The sequence below is a fragment of the Vibrio genomosp. F10 str. 9ZD137 genome, assembly GCF_049974785.1.
Lineage (GTDB): Bacteria > Pseudomonadota > Gammaproteobacteria > Enterobacterales > Vibrionaceae > Vibrio.
This window is the reverse complement of record NZ_JBNGCJ010000380.1, coordinates 1-2,781: the sequence shown is the minus strand read 5'-3', so window position 1 is coordinate 2,781 and position 2,781 is coordinate 1. Positions and strand designations below refer to the sequence as shown.

2 protein-coding genes are annotated in these 2,781 nt (G+C 45.1%); both read right to left on the bottom strand.

The genetic code is table 11. From position 1 onward, the window contains the following. A partial coding sequence (locus ACP45E_RS08530) for a cache domain-containing protein (protein ID WP_141707260.1) occupies positions 1-825 on the bottom strand: 825 nt, incomplete at its 3' end. Between the two features lie 345 nt (positions 826-1,170). Beyond that, on the bottom strand, positions 1,171-2,781 hold a 1,611-nt coding region (locus ACP45E_RS08525; protein ID WP_069584885.1), incomplete at its 5' end, for a heparinase II/III domain-containing protein.

Here is a 2,781-nt window from a genome sequence, read left to right as displayed (position 1 = left end):
ACCGCTCTTCCGATCTTGCTCTGTGCTTTCACTCGCCGTTTTTAGCGTTGATCTAATGGCTTGAGAAGCCGAGTGCAGTGCGGCTGATATTTCACCAATTTCATCTTTTCGAGTTATGGTGAAATCTTGAGTAAGATCCCCTTCTTCGAGCTTTTTCACTCTAGCGATCAAAGTACTTAACGGTTGGCAGATATCGTTGGCAATCATAATACCGAAAACAATAAGGAGCACCAAAACAACCGCAATTTTGCCTACCTGCCCGATAGTGTTCTCCATAAAACGTGACTCAATATCGAGAAGGTGAACCCCTGTCCCTATCACCCAGTTCCATTGAGTAAAGTTTTCTACGTAAGAGACTTTTTCCGAAGTTTCACCACTAGGGGCTACCCAAGCGTAAGTCAAGAAACCTTCCCCAACCCCACGACCAATCGTAGTCATTTCTAACCAATGCTGTTTTCCCGAAGCATCAGTGACCGATTGCATCGATTGACCCTCTTGAGTCTTACGCAGGGGGTGCATTATCAAGGTGTTATCAGTATCAACGATCCAAAAATAATTATTTCCCTCAAAGCGCATCGATTCCAATGCAAGCTTAGCTTCTGTTTGTGCTCGCTCTTGGTCATTGGGGTACTTGTTGGAATAGTACTGAACCAAACTCACCGCCGCCTTGACTTGCTCTTTCATCGCGGATTTCCGATCGGAAATATCCGTTTGATAGGATTGATGCAAATGAAAAACAGTCGTCATTAACATCAGCGTAGCGGCAATAGCAACCAAGCCCATCAACTTGGTTTTTACCTTGTATTTTTGTAATACGCTCATCATTTAAATTTCCTTAGCATTAGTATCATTCGGCAGTGCAACGGGTAGTATAGTAGCTGAAACCATGACATATAGATATTTTGAATCTCATGGTTGAGAACTCATCCAATATGTTGATATCTAACCGTCAAAAAAGAAAAATATCCCTCCTTTCTACCATTGCTTGGTACCAGTGCTTTCTAACATTACTTTCTAACATTGCTTTCTAACATTGCTTGCTGCCATTACTTTCTAGTAACGAAAGCGATGTAAAAGCGGTAATGGAATCTGAATATAAAAAGCCGGATACTTCATATCAGCATCCGGCTAATTGCTTGCTATTCACTCAGTGCTTAGATTTGCCAGTGCTTAGATTTGAGCAAATGATCCTTCCCAGGTGAATGTTTCTCCGGCAAATTCAACCGTATGTGTTGACTGTTGATTGGCTTCGACTTGGTTAGAAATACCGTAGTGGTAAGTGTTGCCTGACGTTGTTGCAAGTCGAATCACAGTGCCTACGCTGTTGTGACCAACAACTGTGACAGACTCAACTAGGCCACGAGCGTTTACTGATTGCTCGAACTCTTCATTGAAGTAACCGTGTGTCTCTAGTACAGAAGCGAATACGTGATCTTTTGCCGTTTGACGGTGGATCATCGCAGGTTCGCTGCGTAGGTTGAAGTCATGGTCGTTTGCGCCTAGGCGAGCAAAGATAACTTCGCTGTCTGCCGCAGTTGCACTGGTTACTAACGAGTAGTAGCTGTTGTTTACTAGCCAGCTAACAAGAGAACTGCCTTCGACTTTACCTGAGCCTAGGTTCCATAGGTGTTGGTAGCCATCAGACTCACCCACAGGCTTAAGCGTGCTTTCTGTTTGGTATTCAAAGTCAGTACGGATGATCTGACCTGTGTAGTGTACAGGTAGGTCGTACTGGTTCTCTTGCTCAGACTCAATGCGGTAAACATCAATCACCAGTGGTTTTTCAAACTCAGGAAGGTCAGCAAGAAGGATGCTGCGTTGCATCTCTGTGCCTTCGTAGTAACCTGAGATACGGCCGCTCATGCCTTGTAACTTAGCGTTGTCGATATTGAAGAAATGCTTCTGACCAAACTTAGACTCGGCCAATGCTGTATTGAAGTTGTTCTGTGTTTTCTGGTTCACGGTTACCGTGTTGTGAGCAACCGTCTGCTTACAATATGACTTGTTCTCTGGAATGTAACGACCCCCGAACTTAGGCTCTACGTTTACCCAACGACCGTAACCGTAGTCATGCAGTACTTCAACTCCACGGTTGAATACGCTTAAGTGCAGGCCATCGTAGTGACCATGGTCTAGTGCAGAGTGGTACTGGTGATCGCTGCCGTGTTGACCAAACCAAATTAGCGCCATGGTGTCGTCGTCTTGCGCATCGCGGTGACGTAAGATGCCTAGACCACCTTTTTCGCCTTCTGGGCCATCTGTGATGTATAGGCTGCCCCAGTTGAATGGCTTAATTTCATCAGCGGCATCAACAGCGTTAGATAGAGTCAGACCTGAGCTGTGAACCCATACATTTTGCTGGTGGTTAGCCATTGCAAGTAGCGTTTCAGCTTGCTCGTAACGGTGGAAACATACTGATGTTGCCATAACAACACCTTCATCGTTAATAGAGATTGTCTTTGATGAGTCATTACATGCAGGTAAAGAGCCGTCAGGGAACGCGGTCTTGAATACAGCGTAAGAGGTTGTCTTGATAACAGAGTCGTTGAATTCGTAAATGCCGATTTCTGGTTGACGACGCTCAATCGCTTCTGCGAATAAGTAGATTGGGCGTAGAGAGAAACGGTGGTAGTAAGGACCTTCCATGTAGTAGCCATCTGGCGAGAACAGTTGGTCAAGTTGTGCTAGGAAGCCGCCGCTGACTTTATCGAGTTTTAGACCATACATTGCTTTATCAACAGACTCTTGGTCATTGATCGCGTAACCACAGATACCTACAGC